Origin of the sequence: Roseomonas sp. CCTCC AB2023176 (genome assembly GCF_042259275.1) — a bacterium.
Lineage (GTDB): Bacteria > Pseudomonadota > Alphaproteobacteria > Acetobacterales > Acetobacteraceae > Roseomonas.
In genome coordinates, this window is record NZ_CP170087.1 from 74,175 (window position 1) to 93,657 (window position 19,483).

Below are 19,483 nucleotides of genomic sequence, written 5' to 3' on the forward strand. Positions count from 1 at the left end.
GAGGAGCGGTTGACGGAGGACCCGCTGTTCCTCGCCTGCACGCGCCCGGCGATGTGGCGGGGCGTGCCGATTGAGGCGGTGGGGCTGAACATGATGGTGACGACGATCGTCTTCGTCGTGATGGGCAACCCGTTGTGGATGACGGTCGGGATTGCCGTGCACGCCGCGACGCGCGTCCTCGTGGCCCGCGATGCCAACGTCTTCACGACGCTCCGGCTCTGGGTGGAGACGAAGGGGCGCGCGCGCAACATCGAGCTCTGGGGCGGGTCGTCCGTTTCGCCGCTCCCGCTCCGTGCCGCGCGACACCCCCGGGAGATCCGCGTGCATGCCTAAGCTCGGCGCCGGCGCCCGGGAGCGCGAGCCCGACACCTACGTGCCCTTCATCGGGCATGCGGCGCCGGGAGTCCTCCTCCTCGATGACGGCTCGCTCCTCGCGGTCCTCGCTGCCGACGGCCTCTGCGCCGAACTCGCGGACGCGGCGGAGGTGAACGCGCGCCACGCCGCGCTGAACGTGCTGCTTCGCAACGTCGCGTCCGACCGCGTCGTGCTCTCGTCGCATCTCGTCCGCACGCTCGCCGATCCCGCGATCTACCCGACGGCGTCGCCCCGCAGCGGCTTCGCGCGCGACCTCGACGCGGCGTACCGCGAGCGCCTCCTCGGGAACCGGCTCTTCCGGAACGCGCTCCTCGTGTCGGTGCTGCTGCGACCCGCGGGCTCGTCGGGCGTCCTCGACGGCAACGTGGCCTCGCTCCTCGTGCGGCGGCGGCGCGGCGACCGGGCGCGCGGGGCCTCGCCGGCGGCCCTGGAGACGCTCGCCGCCCTCGTCGCGACGCTCGTCGGAGAACTGGCACCTTACGGTGTCCGCGAACTCGGCCTTCGCGAGCGGGGCGGCGTGCTGTTCTCCGAGCCCGCGGAGGCGCTGCGCCTCATCCTCACGGGGGAGCGCCTCCCCGTGCCTCTCGTGGACGGCCACCTCGGCGGCGCGATCTACACGGACCGGGTCATCGTCGGGCGCGAGGCGATCGAGGTCCGGGGGCCGGCGGCTCGACCTTCGCCGCGGCGTTCGCGATGCGCGAGTACCCCGCGACGACGTGGCCGGGAATGTTCGACGCGCTCCTCGGCGCGCCCTACCGCCTCGTCCTGACCCAGACCTTCGGCTTCCTCGCGAAGGAGGCGGCCCAGGGCGTCATGGGCCGGAAGCAGAACCAGATGGTCGCGGCGGGCGACAAGGCCGCGAGCCAGGCCGAGGCGCTGACGGAGGCGGCCGACATGCTCGCCTCCAACGCCTTCTGCATGGGCGATCACCACCTCACGCTCGTCGTCTTCGCGGACAGCCCGGACCGGCTCGCCGCGGTCGCGGGGCGCGCGCGGCGCGACCTGGCGGAGAGCGGCGCCGTCGTCGCGCGGGAGGACCTGGCACTGGAGGCGGCGTATTGGGGCCAGCTTCCCGGGAATGCCGCGTTGCGGGTCCGTCCCGGCGCCATCACGTCGCGGAACTTCGCGGCAATGGCGCCGCTGCACGACTACCCGACGGGTGCCGCGCGCGGGCATTGGGGCGAGCCAATCACGGTGTTCCGCACGACGGGCGGCACCGCCTACCGGTTCCACCTGCACGCCCCGACCGAGACGGTGACCGACCTCGGGAACGTCTTCCTCGCGGGGCCGTCGGGCTCGGGAAAGACGACGCTCATCGCCCTCCTCCTCGCGATGGCCGAGCGCCAGGGCGCGCAGGTCGTGTTCTTCGACAAGGACCGCGGCGGCGAGATCCTCGCGCGCGCCGTCGGCGGCACCTACCTCGTGCTGCCCTCCGGTCGGCCGACGGGCCTCGCGCCGCTGCGCGCGCTCTCCGACACGCCGGCGGATCGCGAGTTCGTCGTCGGCCTCGTGCGCGGTCTCGTCGGCGTCGAAGGAGACCGTGACCTGCTGCCGGAGGAGGAGCGCCGCCTCGCGCTCGGCGTCGGCGCGGTGATGAGCCTGCCGCCGGAGGCGCGGTCCTTCGCCGAGTTGCGAGCCTTCCTCGGGCAGGCGGACCCGGACGGGCCGGGCGCGCGGCTGGAGAGGTGGTGCCGCGGCGGCGCACTCGGCTGGGTGCTCGACAACGAGGCCGACGAGGTCTCGCTCGACGCGCCCTTCCTCGGCTTCGACGTGACGTCGGTGCTGGACGACCCCGTCACGCGGGGGCCGGTGCTGTCCTACCTCTTCCACCGCGTCGAGGGGCTGCTCGACGGGCGGCGGCTCGTGCTCGCGATCGACGAGTTCTGGAAGGCCCTCCTCGATCCGGGCTTCCGGACGCTCGTGAACGACAAGCTGAAGACCATCCGCAAGCTGAACGGGCTCGTGCTGCTCGCGACCCAGTCCCCGGCCGACGCGCTCCGCTCCCCCATCGCGCACTCCATCATCGAGCAGTGCCCGACGCAGATCCTCATGCCGAACGCGCGCGCGGACGCGGCGGATTACCGAGACGGGCTGAAGCTGACGGAGCCCGAGTTCCGGGCGATCCGCGAGGACCTCGCGGTCGGCGGCCGCCGCTTCCTCCTGAAGCAGGGCGTCGCGTCGGTGGCCTGTGAACTGGACCTCGCGGGGCTGGACGATCTCGTGGCTGTCCTCTCGGGGCGGGCGAGCACGGTGCGGCTGATGGAGCGCCTGATCGACGAGGTCGGGCCGGCCCCGGAAGCGTGGCTGCCGCATTTCAGGCGGCTGTGGGGGGGCGCGGCGTGAAGGAGGGAGACGACATGAAGCGGTGGATGCTGGCAGGCGCGGCGGCGCTCGCTCTCGGAGGGGCGCCGACGGCGCGCGCGCAATGGACGGTAATCGACCCGTCGAACCTAGCGCAGGCGATGGAACAGGTGCGCCAGCTCCAGGCACAGATCAGCGTCATGCAGCAGCAGTACCAGCAGCTCCAGCAGACGTATCAGGCGATCGCACACCTCCCGACGGACGCGCTGAACGAGGTCGGCCGGCAGTTGAACGTGGACCAGTTCCGTAACGCCCTGCCGAACGTGTCGGGGCTCGCGGGAATGATGAACGGCGTCCAGCTCGGCGCGATGGCGCGGGGCTTCCTCGACGGCAACCGGGTCTATGCGCCGACGGGGTCGGACTTCGTGGCGGGGGAGCTGGGGCGGACGGCGCAGAGCATCGCGAACGCGCAGGGGATGGCGGAGACGCTCTACCGCTCGGCCTCGGCCCGGATCGAAGCGCTGCGCGGCCTGGAGCGGCTCCTCGCCGGTGCAACGGACGCGAAGGAGGTGGCCGACATCGGCGCCCGGATCGCGGCGGAGCAGAGCTACATCGGCGCTCAACAGGTCCAGGCGCAGGCGCTCGGGATGTGGCAGGGCGCCCAGACTCGCAACGAGCAGCAGCGCCGCGAGGAACAGTCGCGGAGCGAGATCGACCGGCTCATCGAAGAAGCGAAGGCGAGAGGAGGGTGACCATACCCCGGATCAAGCACGCGGCGCTCCTCGGAGGACTGCTGCTCGCCCCGCTCGCGGGCGCCGCCGACGCCCAGACAGGGCGAGGGGAGGGGGCACGACCCCTCCCCGCACGGTCACGTGGTATGCCGAGAATCCGCAGGCGCGCGCCCGCGTGGAGCTCGCCTGCCTCGACGACCCCGGCCGGCTTAACAGCAACCCCGACTGCATCAACGCGCGGCAGGCCGGCGTGGAGCTGGCCCTCCGCGACGCACGGTGGCGGACGGGCACGACCGATCCGGACAGTCCGGCGTTTTGGGCAGCGCGTCCCGAAGCGCGGCAAGCGCAACTGTTGATGTGCAGACGTTCGCCCGGAACCATGAACTGTGACGCGGCTCGGCGCTCTCTCGAAGCCGAGGCCGGTCTGTCACGACGGTAAGCCAGCGTGAACGACATCCAGTTCGCCATCTTCACGTATATCGTGTCTCAGGTTGAGCGACAGCTCGTGGACTCGGTGAGTGGCGTCGTCGCTGCTTTTCTGACTTACGCGTCGGCCCCCCTCCGCGTGGCGCTGGTGCTGTATGTTGCCCTGACGGGGATAGCGCTGGTTCGAGGAGGGGGCACACAGCCTGGTTCAGTCATCCTCGCGCGGCTGCTCCGCGCAGCGGCTGTCGTATGGCTCCTGACAGGTTCGGGTAACTATGAACTCTGGATCCATCGTTTGTTCTTCGAGGTGCTCCCGACCAGTCTGTCCAACGCGCTTACCTCAGGCGGCGTCGCCCCGATCTCATCAGCAAGTTTCGACCAGGTTTGGCTTGCCACCTGGCGCGCCGGTCTCGAAGTGTGGCGGGCGTCCGGCTACACCGAGATCGGAAAGCAGTTCTGCGTCATCCTTTTCTGGCTCGCCGGCATCCTTTCGACCGTCTTCTGCTTCGCGATCTGGCTCGTCTCGCGCGTCGTCCTCGCGCTCTACATCGCGATCGGCCCCCTGCTCGTCGGCCTCGCGCTGTTCGCCGCGACGCGGTCGGTGTTCGAGCGGTGGATCGGCTCGCTCATCTCCTGCGTCATCCTCCAGGTCACGACAGTGGTTCTCCTCTTCATCATCCTCGCCGTGCTCCAGCGCGTCGTCGGCACGGTGGGGCGCATGCCCTCGTCCGAGAGCATGTCGATGATCCAGGTGTTGCTTGCCGGGATGATCTTCTTCGGAGTCAGTGCCTTCGTCGCGCTCCAACTGCCGGGTATCGCCACCTCGCTCGCGGGCGGCTTGAACTTCCATACCGGCGCGGTCGCCCGCGCGATGCGCGCCGGCATCGGCTCCACCGGTCGGTCCGTTCCCTCGGGCCCGTCCGGCCCCTCCGGTGGCGGCACCGTCCGGGTAAACCGCTCCGGCATGCTCGGCGTGGGTCACGCCGTCGGCTCGGTGGTTGGCCGGGGCGCGGTCGCGGGCACCCGCGCCATCTACACCCGCCTTCGCCCGCCGACCGGTGGATCGCTATCCGACGGCTCCCGTCGCATCTGACGGCCGCCTCGACGGCCAAACCTTGTCTTGAAGGAGGAACAAACCGTGACCAGACGCCTGTTGCCGATCCTCCTCGCGGCGACACTCGCCGCGTGCGCGAACGATGGCCGTCCGCCCGAGCCTTCAGGCCCATGGCGCGCGCTGAACGCCGGGCGGTGGACCCCGACGCCGGACGACCTCCGCGGCCCTCGCGCGCCGCTACCGCCTTCGGCTTCCCCGAATGCCCTCACCGGCGGGAGGGGCGCGTGAACGCGGTCCCATCGAAGGACGTCCTCGACAATGCGTTCCGGGCGCGCCCCGTCCCGGCAGACCCTGAACTCACGGCCGCCTACTTCCGCAAGGTCGCGAGCTACGAGGCCGACCGCCTCCGCTCGGCGGAACGCCGTGCCCGGCTCGGCTCCGTCCTCGGCGCCGTCGGGGTGGTGGTCGGCCTCGCCGGCATCGGCGCCGCCGCCGCGCTCGCGCCGCTCAAGACCGTCGTGCCGATCGTCTTCCGGGTGGACAACGTGACGGGCGCGGTCGAGCGCGTCCACGACGTGCGCGGGGGCGAGATGGCGGCGACGGACGCCACCATCCGCTACTTCCTCTGGCAGTACGTGCGGAACCGCCAGTCCTACTCCGCTGCCGAGGCGCCCGCGTTGTTCGACGCGGTGGCCCTCATGTCGGCGCCGCGGGTCGCGGAGGAGTACGCGGCGACCTTCCGCGGCAGCAACCCGGCGAGTCCTCAGGTCCTCCTCGGACGGGACGGCACCGCAACGGTGCGCTGGGTGTCTACCTCGCTCCTCGGGCCGCGCCTCGCGCAGATCCGCTTCGTGCAGGCCGAGCGTCGCGGCGGCGTGCCGCTCCCGGAGAAGCGGATGGTCGCGACCATCGGCTTCGACTTCGCGCCGGGCGGCCTCCCCTCCTCCGCGCTCAACGTCAACCCGCTCGGCTTCGTCGTCACGACCTACCGGGCCGACATGGAGGCCCCGGGGTGATCCGCCTTCCCGTCCTCGCCGCCGCCCTCGTCATCGCCGGCGCCGCGGCCGCCGAGCAGCTCCCGCGCACCGCCGGCTTCTCGCCGAACGTGCAGACGGTTCCCTACAACCCGATGAACGTCGTGCGCGTCGTCGGCTCGCCGACGAGCTCGACGCAGATCATCTTCGCCTCGGGCGAGGAGATCACGCAGGTCGCGATCGGCGATGCCGATGGCTGGCTCGCGCAACCCGCGGCGAACCTCCTCTTCATCAAGCCGACGGAGGTGCGGCCGCCCACGAACGCACAGGTCGTGACCCGGCGGCCGGACGGGACGCTCCGCTCCTACCAGCTCCGCCTCATCTCCGTCCCGCGCGGCGAGGGCGAGGGCGCCGCCTATGCGGTGACCTTCACCTATCCCGCGGACGACGCGACGGCGCGGCGCTCGGCCTCGGCGCGCGCGTCGGCCGACGCGATGGAAGCGGCGGCGGGAGCGCGCCTCGCGGGCGCCTGGGCCGACGGTCCGCGGAACTGGCGCTACGTCGCGCAGGGATCGGTCGCGATCGAGCCCGTCGAGGTGAGCGACAACGGGCGGCAGACGGCCTTCCGCTTTCCGGGCAACGCGCGCGTGCCGACGATCTACACGACGGCACCCGACGGGTCTGAGACGATCGTGCCCTACACGGCGGTGGGCGAGGTCGTCGTGGTCCAGACCACGGCAGCCTCGTTCATCCTCCGCGACGGTCGCGAGGTCCTCCGCGTCGCCAACCAGGGCTACGACCCGGTCGGCCGCAATCCCGGCACCGGGACGGGCACGCCCGAGCTGCGGCGCGTCGTGCGGAGGACGCGCAGGTGAGCGGCGCGGCAGCCCCGCCCCCTGCCCCGGTGCCCCCGGCGGGCGTGCCGACGGTTCCGGGCGAGCGCCACGTCTCCGAGGTCGCGGGCCGCAGCCCCGCCCTCGGCCGCAAGGCCGGCGTCGGCGCGATCATCGCAGCGGGGGCGCTCGCTTGCGGCGTCGTCCTCCTCACGGCCTCCCCGCCGGACCTACGTCCGCCGCCGGGGCCCGAACTCGCGGTGCGTCCAACGATCCGCTTCGAGCCGCCGCCGCCGGCGCCTCCCGCGCAGTCCGTCTCGCTGCCCCTCGCGCCGCCACCGCCCCTCGCCACCCCGCCGCAGCAGCCCGCGGCTGCGGCGGCAGCGCCCGCGCGCCCGTCGCAGCCGCGGCTCCTCGTCTTCAACGCGGGCGGCGGCACGGGCGCGGGAGGCGCGACGCGCACCGCGGGTGGCAGCACCGCTGGTGAGGGCATGCCCGCCCTGCCGCCCGGCGCGCACGCGCCTGACCCGGCCGGTGCGGGGAGCGGGCCGGTGAGGCTCTCGGGCACGGCGGGCGGCGCAGGCCTGGCCGACCGCCTCCGGCCGACGCCGCTCGCCGGCGTGACGGCGAGCGTGCTGCGGAACCAACCCTACCTCCTGACAACGGGGACGCTCATCCCTTGCGTCCTCCAGACCGCGATGGATTCGACGCTCCCGGGCCTCGTCACCTGCGTCGTGCCGCAGGACGTGCTCGGCAAAACGGGGCTCGTGCTGCTGGACCGCGGCACGCGCGTCGTCGGGCAGCACCAGGGCGACGTGCGTCAGGGCGTCGAGCGGATGTTCGTCCTCTGGACGAGGGCGGAGACACCGCAGGGGGTCGTGATCGCCCTCGACTCCCCCGCGAGCGACGCGCTCGGCCGTTCGGGTCTGGAGGGCGAGGTGGACCGGCGCTTCTGGCAGCGGTTCGGGGGCGCGCTGCTCCTCTCCGTCGTCCAGGGAGGGCTCCAGGCTGGAACGGCGGCCGTCTCCCGCGAGGGTGGCATCTCAATCAACACGGGGCAGACGGGCGCGGTCGTCGCCGAGGCACTGCGGGGTTCGGGCGGGCTGCCGCCGACGATCCGCAAGGCGCAGGGCGAGCTCGTCAGCATCTTCGTCGCGCGCGACCTCGACTTCTCCACCGTCTACGGCGTCGTACCGACCTCGCCCGAGGGGCACGTCCGGTGACGCGCGCGGGAGAGGCGACACTCCGACTCCTCCTGGCCCCGGTCTCGGGGCCGCTTGCCGATCCGGGAGTGACGGAGGTCGTCGTGAACCGCCCGGGCGAGGTCGGCGTCGAGCGACGCGGCTCGGGCTGGTCGTGGCTCGCCGCGCCGGAGTTCACCTACGCGCGGCTCGATGCGATCGCGACGCTCGCGGCCTCCCTCTCGGGCCAAGACGTGGGTCCGGAGCACCCCCTCTGCGGAACGGTGCTGCCGGACGGTCAGCGCGTGCAGGTCTGCCGTCCGCCGGCGGTGATCGCGGGCACGGTCAGCCTCACGATCCGCCGCCCGTCGGGCGCGCTGCCCTCCATCGCCGGCCTCGCCGCGGGCGGGCTCTTCACCCGGACGGCAGGCGCGAGCCGCCGGATCCACCCGGACGACGAGAGGCTCCTCGCCTTGCACCGTGCAAGCGATTGGGAGGCGTTCTTCCCCCTCGCGGTCGGCGCACGGAAGACGATCGTCGTCACCGGGGACACGGGATCCGGCAAGACGACCTTCGCGAAGGCGCTCACCGGCGCGGTGCCCCTCGACGAGAGGCTCGTGACGATCGAGGACACGGCGGAGTTCCTCGGCCTGCCCCATCGCAACCTCGTCTCGCTCTACTACAGCAAGGGCGGGCAGGGCCTTGCGCGCGTCGGTGCGGGCGACCTGATGGAAGCCGCGCTCCGGATGCGGCCCGACCGCGTGCTCATGGGCGAGCTGCGCGACGGCGCAGCCTTCACCTTCGTGCGCTCCGTCGCGGCGGGGCATCCCGGGTCCATCACGACGTGCCACGCGGGAAGCGCCGCGGGCGCCTTCGACGCGCTGCGACTGATGGTCCGGGGGCATGAGGCAGGGCGCCACCTCGCGGACGGCGACGTGCGCGCCCTCCTCCTCGGCCTCGTGGACGTCGTCGTCCATTGCCGGCGCGCCGGCGGGCGCTTCGGGATCGAGGAAGTCTGGTTCGACCCACTCGCGGCGTGCGGTGCCGCGTCCCCCGTCGCAGCGGAGATGTCAGCATGAAGAACTTCACCGAGTGGCCGCCGGCGGCGAAGGTGGCGGTCGTCCTCCCCGCCCTCGCCCTCCTTGGGCTGCTGTGGTCGGTCATCGCCTCCGTCGGCTTCCTCGCGGCGACGGGGATGCTGACGCGCGACACACTCCCGCTTGCGCAGTGGTGGCTCTACGCCCTCCACTACGGCCCGTCGCACCCGACCGTGGGGATGCCCTTGAAGATCTCTGGCGGGATCGCGACGGCCCTCCCCTCCTGGTAATCCTCGCGGCCCTGCTGCGGGGCGGCCGCCTGCCGGCGCACGGGCTCCACGGCACGACGCGCTGGGCGACGCTCCGCGAGGCGATGCAGGCCGGCCTCTACGGCGCCTTCCGGGGCCTCTACGTCGCCCGCGACGCGCGGGGGCGCTACCTCCGCTTCTCGGGGCCGGAGCACGTCGCCTGCTATGCCCCGACGCGCTCGGGCAAGGGCGTGGGCCTCGTCATCCCGAACTGCATGCTCTGGGACGGCACGCTCATCTGCCTCGACGTGAAGAAGGAGAACTGGGCGGCGACGGCCGGCATCCGCGCCGAGGCGGGGCAGAAGGTGTTCCTCTTCGACCCGCTGGCGCCCGATGGGCGCACGGCCCGCTACAACCCCTTCACCTACGTCCGGCGCGGCACGATCGACGCCTTCGACGACATCCAGCGCATCGCGCAGATGGTGTTCCCGCACGCGGCCGGCGACCAGCAGTTCTGGACCGATGCGGCGCGCTCGGCCTTCGTGGGCGCGGCGGCCTTCCTCGCCGAGACGCCGGAAATGCCGCTCACCTTCGGGGAGGTGCTGCGGCTGCTCTCCTCCTCCGACGGTCCGCGGGTGATGAATGAGCACATCACGGCGCGACGGCTCGCGGGCAAACCCTACACCGAGGCGACGGTGAAGGCCCTGGAGGATTACCTCAAGGGCTCGGCCGACCTCGTGAACTCGATCCGCAAGACGGTGACGGCCCGCCTCTCCCTCTGGTTCAACCCGCGGATCGACGCGGCCACGAGCGAGAGCGACTTCGATCTCCGTGAGCTGCGGCACTCGCTGCACGCGATCTACCTCGGGGTCACGCCAGACAACATCGCGCGGCTGCGGCCGCTGCTGGCGCTGTTCTTCCAACAGTTCGTGGACCTCGCGGTGCGGGTGCTGCCGCAGCACGATCCCCGCGCGAAGCACGGCGTGCTGCTGCTCCTCGACGAGTTCCCGCTGCTCGGGCCGATGCCGATGCTCGCGGACGCCTTCGCCTACCTCGCGGGCTATGACATCCGGATGATGCTCGTGATGCAGTCGAAGGCGCAGCTCCGCGACCGCGACCTCTACGGGCCCGACAAGGCGACCGCGATCCTCGAGAACTGCGGGCTGGAGGTGGTCTTCGGGACGAAGGACCTGAAGCTGTCGGAGGAGCTGTCCGCCCGCCTCGGCTACGACACCGTCGAGGGGGCCAGCCGGTCGGGGCCGCGCTTCTGGCGGGCGCTGCGGCGGGACCGTCTGAACCTGACCCAAACCGATCAGCGGCGGGCGCTGCTGCTGCCGCAGGAGGTGACGCGGCTCGGGCCGGCGGAGGTGATTCTCCTCCGGCCGGGAACCTACCCGGTCCGTGCGTGGCGCATCCGCTACTACGAGGAAAAGCTTTTCGCGTCGCTCCGGCGGCAGCCGCCGGTCGTGCCGCCGATCGACGTCCACGTGCGGATGGACACGGGGCGGGGCTTCCGGCCGGCGGAGGGGGACGGTGCGGACTCACTAACACCGGCACCGCCCCCGCCACGGCCGTCGCGGCCGGCAGCGCGCCGACGCCCGAAGACGGCCGAGGGTGGCACGCCGCCGTCGGGGTCCATCGCCGTCGTGCGGCCTGGCCTAGCCCCAGCTCGTCCCGCACCTCCGGAACCGGCCGCGCCCCCGCTGCCGGTGCTCAGGCCGCATCAGGCCGATGGGCTGCTGAACGCGATCCTCGGGGCGGAGGTGGACCTGTCCTCCTTCGGGCTCGACGACGGCAAGGCGGCCGTCGCCTCGATCGTGGATGCCGTGCCGACGGTCGGGCGCCCGGGCGGGGCGTCGCGACTGGCGGCTGAATGACCCCCATCGAGAGAGGAGGCCGCCATGGCCGCACCTGACGGGAAGACCGACGCGCCGGCACGCCGCAACACGATCGAGGCCGGTACGCCGGACGGCCCGCCTCCGCCGCCGCCCAGGGACCGCCCGGGGGAGCCGGACGCGCTCAGCCGGACCTACTACCGCGAGGATCGCGACGGCGAACGCCGCTACTGGGACGACTACGCCCGCACGAGCCTCGCGCTCCGCGCCTCGGGGACGACGATCGCGACGGAGCGGGAGGACCGCGCGACGGTGCGGGCCATGCTCGACCTCGCGGAAGCACGGGGCTGGGGGACCGTCGAGTTGAAAGGGTCCGAGGCATTTCGGCGGGAGGCATGGATCGAGGCGGCCGCACGCGGGATCGAGGCTCGCGGGCACCGGCCAACGCAGCCGGAACAGCAGGAGGCGGAGCGGCGGCGGGCCGAGCGTGAGGCGCCGCGGCGGGACCCCGCCGAGGTGCCCCGGGAGACCTCCCCGAGGCCGGGGCGGGATGGGCGTGAGTTAACCCCCGACCTCTCTCCCGATGGCCGGCTCGTCTTCGCGGCGCTGAGCGAGAAGATCGACCGCGCAATGGTCCGCCTCGACGCGGGCATGAAGGCCGAGCTGCGGGCCTTCGTCGCGGGCGAGCTCGTCCGGAAGGAGCGAGAGGAGGGCCCGGTCGTGCTGTCGGCCGAGCAGCGGCGCGCAGCGGCGGCGCCGGAGCCGGTGCTGCCAGTGAAGGGAATGTCGCCGCCGCGCCTGGATGAGCCCCCGCCGCCGCGTCGGGCGATCGGGCGCTGAGGATGGCCGATGGCGTGGAGGATGCCTGGCGGCTGCCAGGGGAGGTGCGTGGCGGTGACGTGCGCCTTGGCGGTGCGGCTTCGCCTCTCTCGGCGGAGGGCAAGGCGCGGCTGCGCCGGATCGTGACGCGCGCGCCGGAGGCGATGGTGAAGGTGACGGGGCGGGCACGCGGAGGGGCAGCCGCGCTCAGGGCGCACCTCGATTACATCACGCGTGGCGGCCGGCTCGCGCTTGAGACGGGCGATGGGGCGCGGATCACGAACCGCGCCGGCCTGCGGGCGCTGGAGGAGGACTGGGTGCTCGCGAACGCGGCGGGGGCGCGTGGCCCCGCGGTTCCGCACGCGTCGCAGAGCGTGGCCCTCGCCCTTTCCATGCCCGCGGGCACGCCGGCCGACCGCGTCGAGGATGCGGCGCGCGCCTGGGCGCGGGAGACATTCGGCGGTACCCACGATTGGGCGATGGCCCGGCATGACGATCGCGGACACCCGCACGTGCACGTCACGGTCCGGGCCGTCGGCCGCGACGGGCTGCGGCTCGCGCCGGGACCGGCCGACCTTCGGGCGTGGCGGGAGCGCTTCGCGCGCGAGCTGCGGGCGCGCGGGATCGAGGCGGAGGCGACGCCGCGGCAGGTGCGCGGCGTGACCCGGAAGCGGCGAGGCGCGACGGTCGAGCGGATCGTCGAGCGCGGGGGAGTCCCGCGTCCTGCGGACCGACGGTGAGGCGATCCACATTGCAGCATCGTCGCCCGAAGCGCCGGACGACCGGACACGATCCGCAGCGGCACGGGGAGAGGCGCTCCGTCTCGCCTACCTCCGGCACGCGGAGGCGCTGGAGCACGGGGACACCGAGGACCGCGCGCTCGCGCATGAGGTGCGCCGCTTCGTCGCGGAGATACCAGCGCCGCTAACGCGGGTGCAGACCGCTGTCGCCGAGCTTCGGCACTCGTGGGCGACGCATAACGAAGTAGCCTCTCGGCCGAACCCGGAGGCGAATCGGCATGGACCGGTCGAGCCGGAGCCGTCACGACATCCCGAACCAGTTCCATTCTCACGGTCGCCACATGAAAGGATGCGGTAGGAGCAGTGTAGGTATCAGATGTGGCACGGAGGGCGGAAACATTCGGTCGCGTCTCGGGAGAAAACAGGTCATTGCCCGGCAACCCGACGTTGATCACTCTCGGCGATCTTCAGGGCGCGAGTCGTAGATGGCCGAGATTCAGTTCCGCGGGAAGGAGGTGGTCTTCAACCACCACCTCTCCGTTCCCTACCGCCCGCTCTTGCCGAACGCGGAGAAGGGCGTCGGCCCCGTGGATCTCGCGGGCAACCTCGTCATCCACGGCGACAACCTCGACGCGCTGAAGGCGCTGTTGCCGACGCACGCCGGACGCGTGGATCTCGTCTTCATCGACCCGCCCTACAACACGGGGAACGAGGGCTGGGCCTACAACGACGCGGTGAACTCCCCCGCGATGAAGGCGTGGCTCGGCCGCGTCGTGGACCGGGACGACCTGCTGCGGCACGACAAGTGGCTCTGCATGATGTGGCCGCGACTTCGGCTACTGCGGGAGCTGTTGAGCGAGCGCGGGTCCTTGTGGATGACGCTCGACGACAACGAGGTGCATCGGGCCCGCGCGATGTTGGATGAGGTATTCGGGGAGCAGAACTTCGTCGCGACCGTGATCTGGCACAAAGCCGACAGCCCCAAACCGTCGGCAAAGTACTTCAGCACGGATCAGGATTACCTTCTCGTGTACGCGAAGGAGAAGGAAGGCTGGAGCGTCGGTTCGACGGAACGCACGCCGACGATGCTCGCGCGCTATCAGAACCCCGACAACGATCCCCGCGGCCCATGGATGGTGAGCGACCTGGACGCTCGCAACTACTACAGCAAAGGCACCTACCCGATCACCACCCCGAAGGGTCGGGTCATCCCAGGTCCTCCTCCTGGCCGCTACTGGGCCGTGTCGCGCGAGCGCTTCGAGGAGCTCGTGGCCGACAATCGCATCTGGTGGGGCAAGGAAGGCGAGGGCGAGCCCAACGTAAAGCGGTTCCTCAACGAGGTTCGCGAAGGCGTCGTTCCGCGTACTCTCTGGCACTGGAGTGAGGTCGGGAGTACGCGGCATTCCAAGAGCGAGGTCGTCACGATTTTCGGCAAGACGGATCTGCCGAAGGAGATCGGTGCCTCGGATGATGACGAAAGCGTATTCATCACCCCAAAGCCTGTCCGTCTCGTCCAGCGCGTTATCGAACTCGCCACCACCCCAGACTCCCTCGTCCTCGACAGCTTCGCCGGTTCCGCAACCACCGGCCACGCCGTCCTCGCGGCCAACGCGAAGGACGGCGGAAACCGGCGCTTCGTTCTCGTCGAGACGGAGGACTACGCCGACAACCTCACCGCCGAGCGCCTCCGCCGCGTGATCGGGGGCTACGCCTACACCGGCACGAAGCGCGAGGAACTGCTCTCCCGCCGCCTCACCTTTCGCGACCTCTCCCGCGCGCCCGACATCCTCGCGGAGGTCGCAGCCCTGGAGGCCGATCCTCTCGCCGGCACCCGCGTCGAGAAGGCGTTGAAGGACGGCACCCTCACCGTCACCCGCGTCACCCCGGTGGAGGAACGCGTCCCTGGCCTCGGCGGGGGCTTCACTTACTGCATCCTCGGGGAGCGAATGGACCTCGACGCCCTCTTCGCGTCAGGCAGCCTACCCGCCTGGGAATCCCTCGGCGCCTGGCTCTTCCACACCGCCACGGGGCAGGCTCTCGACCCTGCGACGGCCGACCCCGCCACCGGGCGGCTCGGCGCCGCAGGGGGTTGGACCGCTTGGCTCCTCTACCGCCCGGACCGCGCATGGCTGGAAACGGGCGACGCTGCCCTGACGCTCTCTTGGGCGAAGGGTCTGCCACCGCCCGAACCCGGCACCCGGCACCTCATCTTCGCCGCGGTCTCCACGGTTCCTCGCGCCGCGCTGGATGGGCTGGGCATCGCCCACGCGCCGCTGCCTTACGCGCTGTTCCGGGTCGAGCAGCCCGCCGCATGATCCCGCGGGATTACCAGGCCGCGGCCCTTGCCTCGCTCGAACGCTGGCTGACCGTCTTGGCCGAGAAGCGGGCCGAGTCCGAAGCCGCCGAGGCCGCCATCGCCGCCACCCCAGCCCTTCGCGGCATCCCCGTCCCCGACTGGACGGAGCGCGCCTGGGAGGCGCTGCGGACGGAGAACCGCCTCCCCTCCAGCGCCACCTTCTCTCCCCGCCGCGATGCCGCGGGCCGGCCCGTGCCGAACGCAACGCTCAAGGTGCCGACCGGCGGCGGCAAGACCTTCCTCGCCGCCGCGAGCATCGCCCCGATCCAGCGCGTCCTCGTCGGCGCCGACGCGGGCCTGATCCTCTGGGTCGTCCCGAACGACGCGATCTACCGTCAGACCCTCACCCGCCTGCGCGACCGCGCCGACCCCTACCGGCAGGCGCTGGACCGCGCCGGCGCCGGCCGCGTCCGTATCGCGACGAAGGACGATCCGCTCGACGCCCGCGACGTCGCCGCGAACCTCGTCGTCCTCGTCCTCATGCTCCAGTCCGCGAACCGCGAGGACCGGGAGAGCCTCAAGATCTTCCGGGAGAGCGGGCGCGTCCGCGGCTTCGTCCCCGCGGCCGGCGACGTCCTAGCCCACCACGCCCTCCTCGCCCGCAACCCCCACCTCCAGACCGTCAGCGGGGCCGACCCGCGCCAGATGGGGACGGAGGCGGTCGAGTCCCTCGGCAACGCCCTCGCCCTTTCGCGCCCCGTCGTCATCATCGACGAAGGTCAGAAGGCCATCTCCGACCTCGCGCAGAAGACCATCCAAGGCTTCGGGCCGCGCCTTATCCTCGAACTCACCGCGACCCCGCGCGAGCGGCCGGACGCCGACCCGCCGATCCGCCCAAACATCCTCGTGGACGTTCGCGGGGCCGCCCTCCTCGCGGAGGAGATGATTAAGCTCCCCATCGAGGTGGAGACCTACCCGGGTGACGACTGGCGCGCCGCGCTCCTCGCCGCGCTCGCCCAGCTGAACGCGCTCCGCGACGATGCCGAGGCGCTCCAAGCCGACGGCGGGGCCCGCATCCGCCCGATCATGATCGTGCAGGCCGAGCGCGTCGGGAAGGATCAGCGCGACACCAGCTTCATCCACGCCGCCGACGTGCGGGGGTGCTGCGCCAGGCAGGGCTGCGGGACGGCGGCGACGCCCCGGAGATCGCTGAGAAGACCGCCGTCACCGACGAGCTCGCGGGCCGCGACCTGATGGACCCGTCGAACCCGGTCCGGGTGATCATCACGAAGCAGGCCCTGCAGGAGGGCTGGGACTGCCCCTTCGCCTACGTCCTCTGTTGCCTCGCGGCAAACCGCAACCGCGCCGCGCTCACGCAGCTCGTCGGCCGCATCCTCCGGCAGCCCGGGGCGAAGCGGACCCGCGTCGCCTCCCTCGATCGCTGCTACGTCGTGACCCATCGCGCCGAGACGGCTGAGGTTGCGAAGGCCATCCGCGACGGGCTGGAGCGGGACGGCATGGGCGACCTGACGGACGCCCTTCGGGAGCGTGCTCCCGGCGGGACCGTCGGCCCCCGCATGCTTCCCCGCCGCCCGGCTTATCGCGACCCGATCTACCTCCCCCAGATCGTCTGGAACGGGGAGGGCGGGCCGCGTCCCCTCGACTACGATGCCGACGTCCTCGCCCCGCTCGACTTCCGAGGCGTGGACCTGACGGCTCGGATCGCCGCGTTCCCGCTCGATGGATCGCACATCGCCCGCACCGGCCGGGTTGCGATCGGCCTTGACGCGGAGGGGCACGCCCTCGTCGGGGCGGAGACGGCGGTCAGCGGCGTGGCGGCGCACTTCGACGTCGTCGTTGCCACCCGCGCCCTCGCGGACCTCGTCCCGAACGCCTTCGTCGCGCACCGGCTCGTGACGGGGTTTCGGGACGGTCTCCTCGCGCGGGGCGCAACGCCCGACCTGCTCGGCCGCCTCTCCGGCTTTCTTCAGGCCGAACTGCGAGACTGGCTGCGGGCCGCGGGCGACGCCCTCGCCGAGGCCCGATTCCGCACCCTCCTCGCCGACGGCACGATCGAGTGCCGCCTTCGCGCAGATGGCCTGGACTGGCGGATGCCCGACGAGATCGCGACGGCCCACGCCGATGGCGCCCGCACCCTGCGACATCCGGACGACTGCCCCCTCGCGCGCGACCTCTTCACCCCGACCTACGAGGCCGACTTCAACGACGAGGAGCGGAAGGTCGCGCTCTTCCTCGATGATCGCGCGACCCTCGACTGGTGGCACCGCAGCGTCGCCCGCGCCGCGGGCGGCTACGCCATCCAGGGCTGGCGCCGCCAGCGCATCTGGCCCGACTTCCTGTTCCGCCATCGACCGGACGGGGAGGCCGAGATCGTCGCCATGGAGACGAAGGGGACGCACCTCTCGGGCAACGACGACACCGCCTATAAGAAGGCGGTGATGGAGGCGGTCACGGCCGCTTACCGCCGGGGCGGCGCGAACCGGATCGGCGAGCTGACGGTCGGGGGCGGCGAGGCCGGGTTCCGGTGCGAGATGGTCATGCTCGACGTGTGGCGGACCGAGTTGCCCAAGTTGACGCCGGCTGCGTAGCGCTATCTGGATGGATCGGAATGCCACAACGATCATCGACCATGGTGACGCCACACTGAGCGACGTTGCTCCACTGAGGCCGGCAGATGTTGGGCCCCGAGGCACTAGGCAGCAGTCATGGAGGCGTGGCGGCCGCTAGGCTTTTGAGAGGGCGTCCGCAACCGCGTCGAGGTAGCGTCTGACCTGCTCGCGGTCGCTCTCCTTTTCCTTCTCCGTCAGGTCAGAGTACGGGGTGCTTATCTGCTTCTCCCAGCGACGCACCAGGTCGGCGGGGAGCACGAGAGAGCCGTCCGCTTGGACCGTCCCCTTTCCGTGCACGTAGCGCTGCCAGTGCGACCACCGCTCGTGCTCGACAGCCGCTAGATCCTCCATGGCCGCGTCCAGGGCGGCCTCCACCCGCGCCCGATCCATCGTCAGATCAGCCCCTGCGACACGAGACGTCGGTAATGCTCGCCAGTGGCCGTCAACCTGCATGCCTTGCTCTCCACCGCGGCGTGCCACATGTGCGGCGCGCCGACCGGAACCAGCAGGTTTACCCGGTTGTACTTCTGTAGGATGGCGAAGACGGCGTTCTTGTCCGGGTCGGCGCTCGGGTCGGTCGGCTCATAGGACGGGTCGAGAGGGAACTCGAAGCCTGGGTCTGGGAAGAACTCGGCGATGCGGCGAAGGTCCGTCTGGGGCAGCGGCGGAGTGACCAGCCTCAGCGAGACAAACCGCTTCACGTTCGTCTTGAACATGGGCCTCTGGCCGCTCCACGTGCCCAGCGACTGGTCAATGTGGGCGTAGACCGCGCCCGGGGTTACCTGCCCCACGAGGTCGGCCGCCGCTCCGCCGAGCGCGTCGAGGAGCAGGCCGGTGAAGACCCCGCCGCCGTTCTTCTCCAGGGCGGACTGCCCCTCGGTCGAGGCGGTCAGGATGGTCACACCCTCGGTGATCTCCGTAACCTGCGCGTTCAGGGCCTGCCCCCCGAGCGCGCCGCCATGGCAGCTGTCGAGGATGATGATCTTGTTCCGCGCGCGACTCCTGTTGGCGAGAGTCATAATCTCGGCGAGGGGCAGTCCGTCGTCGCCTGTCCTGCAATCCGACGCACAGAGATAGCCGCCCGCAGCCTCGATGTGGCCGTGCCCGGCGAAGTAGAACAGCGCCACGTCATTGTCGTCAGCGAAGAGCTGGCGCACTGCCTCTTTCAATTCCGACCGATCCACGCGCTCGGACGGTCCCGTGCCGGTCATCAGCCTTGGCTGGCCGAAGTTCACCGAGCCATCGGCGTGGCGGTCGAGCATCCCCTTAACCCCGAACGCATCGTTCACGCAGCCCTTCAGGCTTCCGATGTGGTCGTAGTAGTCGATGCCGACGATGAGCGCCTTTCTCATGGCCCGCTCAGAGCGAGTCAATCCAGGTGGAGATGTTGTCCCAGCTCCAGACCATTGTGTTGACCCCGACGATGTTGGTCCTGTCGTCCGTGTAGGCCCAGATGCCGCGCAGCTTCTTGCCCTCTTCCTTGGCACACTGGATTTCCCACTTCTGGCCGCTAGACGTGAGCGAGTTCTTGCTGACGAGGGCCAGTATTCCGTCCGAGCGCAGGATGCGCGTCCGAACCCTCTTCTTCCATTCCGTGTCGTATGCCTCTTTCACCGACATATCGACGTACTCGAAAGGAGATTTGGTGTTCAGGGACTGCCCTTTAAGGAAGTCCCGCATTCGCTCGTCCTCGATGGCGAAAGCCACGAAGATCACCTTCCTGTCTGCCATTCGGCCCTCCGTAGAGGGTGAACATGACGGAAACGTCCGAGTCGAGGAAGGGCGTACTGCCAGGTCCGACCGCCGGCGTGCAGCGCGCCCCGCGTCTACTTCTCCGACTTCTTCGGTGGTTGCACGACGCTCGGCGCGCTCGGCGGCGGCCCGGATGGGCCTCCCTCCCCCGTCGTTGGAACGTGGCCGCCCTGCGGCTTCGGGGCGGTGGGGACGTAGCCCCGCTCGCCGGGGACGGGGACCTGTCCGCGCCGAAGGGGGACATACCCGTC

The 19,483-nt window shown here is 71.3% G+C and carries 19 protein-coding genes and 1 pseudogene; 17 read left to right on the plus strand and 3 right to left on the minus strand.

Annotation, left to right across the window (positions count from 1 at the left end):
* The first annotated feature begins 9 nt into the window (after nt 1–9).
* From ACE7GA_RS26755 to ACE7GA_RS26835, 17 genes and pseudogenes are all read left to right on the plus strand, one after another.
* The gene (locus ACE7GA_RS26755; protein ID WP_376100926.1) at nt 10–333 is read left to right on the plus strand and encodes a type IV secretion system protein VirB3; all 324 of its coding nucleotides are present in this window, start codon (nt 10–12) and stop codon (nt 331–333) included.
* Nucleotides 326–1,144: a hypothetical protein gene (locus ACE7GA_RS26760; RefSeq protein WP_376100928.1), complete on the plus strand. Its 819-nt coding sequence runs from the start codon at nt 326–328 to the stop codon at nt 1,142–1,144. Before ACE7GA_RS26755 ends, ACE7GA_RS26760 begins: the two co-directional genes overlap by 8 nt.
* Complete coding sequence (locus tag ACE7GA_RS26765; RefSeq protein ID WP_376100930.1) at nt 1,102–2,718, plus strand: hypothetical protein; 1,617 nt, start codon at nt 1,102–1,104, stop codon at nt 2,716–2,718. Before ACE7GA_RS26760 ends, ACE7GA_RS26765 begins: the two co-directional genes overlap by 43 nt.
* Before the next feature lie 14 nt (nt 2,719–2,732).
* Nucleotides 2,733–3,428: a type IV secretion system protein gene (locus ACE7GA_RS26770; RefSeq protein WP_376100931.1), complete on the plus strand. Its 696-nt coding sequence runs from the start codon at nt 2,733–2,735 to the stop codon at nt 3,426–3,428.
* A 115-nt stretch (nt 3,429–3,543) separates the two neighbouring features.
* Nucleotides 3,544–3,846, plus strand: a pseudogene (locus ACE7GA_RS26775) (hypothetical protein); the annotation flags it as partial.
* A gap of 6 nt (nt 3,847–3,852) precedes the next feature.
* Nucleotides 3,853–4,926 (plus strand): type IV secretion system protein, encoded by a 1,074-nt coding sequence (locus ACE7GA_RS26780; RefSeq protein WP_376100933.1) that lies wholly within the window; start codon nt 3,853–3,855, stop codon nt 4,924–4,926.
* Nucleotides 4,927–5,171: 245 nt separating this feature from the next.
* Nucleotides 5,172–5,903, plus strand: coding sequence for a virB8 family protein (locus ACE7GA_RS26785; protein WP_376100935.1), 732 nt, complete (start codon nt 5,172–5,174; stop codon nt 5,901–5,903).
* Entirely contained in the window at nt 5,900–6,736 is an 837-nt protein-coding gene (locus ACE7GA_RS26790; protein ID WP_376100937.1) for a TrbG/VirB9 family P-type conjugative transfer protein, read from the plus strand. Before ACE7GA_RS26785 ends, ACE7GA_RS26790 begins: the two co-directional genes overlap by 4 nt.
* The gene (locus ACE7GA_RS26795; protein WP_376100939.1) at nt 6,733–7,917 is read left to right on the plus strand and encodes a TrbI/VirB10 family protein; all 1,185 of its coding nucleotides are present in this window, start codon (nt 6,733–6,735) and stop codon (nt 7,915–7,917) included. The genes ACE7GA_RS26790 and ACE7GA_RS26795 overlap by 4 nt, the downstream gene beginning before the upstream one ends.
* Nucleotides 7,914–8,954 carry a P-type DNA transfer ATPase VirB11 gene (gene virB11, locus ACE7GA_RS26800; RefSeq protein ID WP_376100941.1) on the plus strand — a complete coding sequence of 347 codons (1,041 nt, stop codon included), beginning with the start codon at nt 7,914–7,916 and terminating at the stop codon, nt 8,952–8,954. Before ACE7GA_RS26795 ends, virB11 begins: the two co-directional genes overlap by 4 nt.
* Nucleotides 8,951–9,202, plus strand: coding sequence for a hypothetical protein (locus ACE7GA_RS26805; RefSeq protein ID WP_376100943.1), 252 nt, complete (start codon nt 8,951–8,953; stop codon nt 9,200–9,202). The genes virB11 and ACE7GA_RS26805 overlap by 4 nt, the downstream gene beginning before the upstream one ends.
* 83 nt (nt 9,203–9,285) lie before the next feature.
* Nucleotides 9,286–11,037 (plus strand): type IV secretory system conjugative DNA transfer family protein, encoded by a 1,752-nt coding sequence (locus ACE7GA_RS26810; RefSeq protein WP_376100945.1) that lies wholly within the window; start codon nt 9,286–9,288, stop codon nt 11,035–11,037.
* Nucleotides 11,038–11,061: 24 nt separating this feature from the next.
* Nucleotides 11,062–11,835, plus strand: a complete 774-nt coding sequence (locus ACE7GA_RS26815) for an LPD7 domain-containing protein (protein WP_376100947.1) — start codon at nt 11,062–11,064, stop codon at nt 11,833–11,835.
* 2 nt (nt 11,836–11,837) lie between these two features.
* Nucleotides 11,838–12,554 carry a relaxase/mobilization nuclease domain-containing protein gene (locus ACE7GA_RS26820; RefSeq protein ID WP_376100949.1) on the plus strand — a complete coding sequence of 239 codons (717 nt, stop codon included), beginning with the start codon at nt 11,838–11,840 and terminating at the stop codon, nt 12,552–12,554.
* Between the two features lie 485 nt (nt 12,555–13,039).
* Nucleotides 13,040–14,869, plus strand: coding sequence for a site-specific DNA-methyltransferase (locus tag ACE7GA_RS26825; protein WP_376100951.1), 1,830 nt, complete (start codon nt 13,040–13,042; stop codon nt 14,867–14,869).
* On the plus strand, nt 14,866–16,104 hold the full coding sequence (locus ACE7GA_RS26830; RefSeq protein WP_376100953.1) for a DEAD/DEAH box helicase family protein: 1,239 nt from the start codon (nt 14,866–14,868) through the stop codon (nt 16,102–16,104). The genes ACE7GA_RS26825 and ACE7GA_RS26830 overlap by 4 nt, the downstream gene beginning before the upstream one ends.
* Complete coding sequence (locus ACE7GA_RS26835; protein ID WP_376100955.1) at nt 16,011–17,459, plus strand: hypothetical protein; 1,449 nt, start codon at nt 16,011–16,013, stop codon at nt 17,457–17,459. The genes ACE7GA_RS26830 and ACE7GA_RS26835 overlap by 94 nt, the downstream gene beginning before the upstream one ends.
* A 135-nt stretch (nt 17,460–17,594) precedes the next feature.
* Here ACE7GA_RS26835 and ACE7GA_RS26840 read toward each other — a convergent pair whose 3' ends face one another.
* Genes ACE7GA_RS26840 through ACE7GA_RS26850 form a run of 3 tightly spaced genes read right to left on the minus strand, consistent with a single transcriptional unit; the run spans nt 17,595 to nt 19,211 of the window.
* Nucleotides 17,595–17,855, minus strand: a complete 261-nt coding sequence (locus ACE7GA_RS26840) for a hypothetical protein (RefSeq protein ID WP_376100957.1) — start codon at nt 17,853–17,855, stop codon at nt 17,595–17,597.
* Nucleotides 17,856–17,872: 17 nt separating this feature from the next.
* Nucleotides 17,873–18,832, minus strand: coding sequence for a caspase domain-containing protein (locus ACE7GA_RS26845; protein ID WP_376100959.1), 960 nt, complete (start codon nt 18,830–18,832; stop codon nt 17,873–17,875).
* 7 nt (nt 18,833–18,839) lie between these two features.
* Nucleotides 18,840–19,211 carry a TIR domain-containing protein gene (locus ACE7GA_RS26850; RefSeq protein ID WP_376100961.1) on the minus strand — a complete coding sequence of 124 codons (372 nt, stop codon included), beginning with the start codon at nt 19,209–19,211 and terminating at the stop codon, nt 18,840–18,842.
* Nucleotides 19,212–19,483: the final 272 nt, after the last annotated feature.